General features: G+C 70.4%; 1 protein-coding gene. It reads left to right on the top strand.

Features of this window, described 5'->3' with window-relative positions:
* Entirely contained in the window at window positions 1-870 is an 870-nt protein-coding gene (locus tag AC1D15_RS33835; RefSeq protein ID WP_477829510.1) for a DUF2145 domain-containing protein, read from the top strand.
* Window positions 871-1,078 lie beyond the last annotated feature (208 nt).

The raw sequence follows: 1,078 nt of genomic DNA, 5'->3' as shown, positions 1-1,078 counted from the left end.
GTGCAGGCCGCCAGTTCGTCTGCCAGTTCCCCCGCCAGTTCACAGTTCTGTGATCGCCCCGCGGCGATCAACGCCGGCCAGCAGGACAAGCTGCTGCGCTTCGCCGCGCTGGTGCGGCAGCAGCTCGACGCCTCGGGCCGCAGCGTGGCGGTGATCTCGCGGTCGGGACTCGACCTGAGCCGCTTCGGCCTGCGCTACTCCCACGCCGGCATCCTGCTGAAGGCCGATGCCGGCGGCCCCTGGTCGGTGCGCCAGCTCTACTACGCCTGCGAGGAATCGCGGCCCCGGCTGTACGACCAGGGCGTCGCCGGCTTCCTGCTCGGTGCCGACCGGCCGTCGCTCGGCCATGTCTCGATCGTGCTGCTGCCCGAGGCCGAGGGCGCGTCGCTCGCCCATGCCTCGCAGGATCGCCGGCTGGCGCTCGACCTGCTGGCGGCGCGCTACAGCGCCAACGCCTACGCGTTCAGCACGCGCTACCAGAACTGCAACCAGTGGGTGATGGAGCTGCTCGCCGGCGCCTGGGGCGGCCTCGATGCCGCGAGCGTCACGCGCGAGCAGGCGCAGCAGTGGCTGCAGGCGCAGGGCTATGCGCCGGCGCCGGTCGACATCGGCTCGCATGGGCTGCTGTTCGCGGCGCAGTTCGTGCCGCTGCTGCACGTCGACGACCACCCGCTCGACGACCTGTACGCGCTGAAGCTGCACATCAGCACGCCGGCCGCCGTCGAGGCCTTCGTGCACCGGCAGCTGCCGCAGGYCGAACGGGTGGAGCTGTGCCACGACGAGCGCAAGGTCGTCGTGCGCCGCGGCTGGCAGCCGCTTGGTGCGGGCTGCGAGGCGGCACCGGGCGACGAGGTGCTGGCGTTCGACTGAAGTTCGACTGAAGAGCGCGGCAGCCGGGGGACGACGCGGTGCTTCGCATTTCCCGCCCATGGCTTCGCTCGAGCGGGACGATCCGTGTCGACGCCAGGCGAATACTGAATTCCTCATTCACTCCAGAGGAAAGGAATTCACCATGCCAGACTACGGTCGCGTCGGGCCGCGCTACGGCTCGTACTCAGGGGGTTCCAGTACCCAGCCC

Source organism: Rhizobacter sp. P2_H2, from assembly GCF_056403375.1.
The sequence above is the reverse complement of the archived record's forward strand: the minus strand, read 5'-3'. Positions and strand labels throughout refer to the sequence as shown.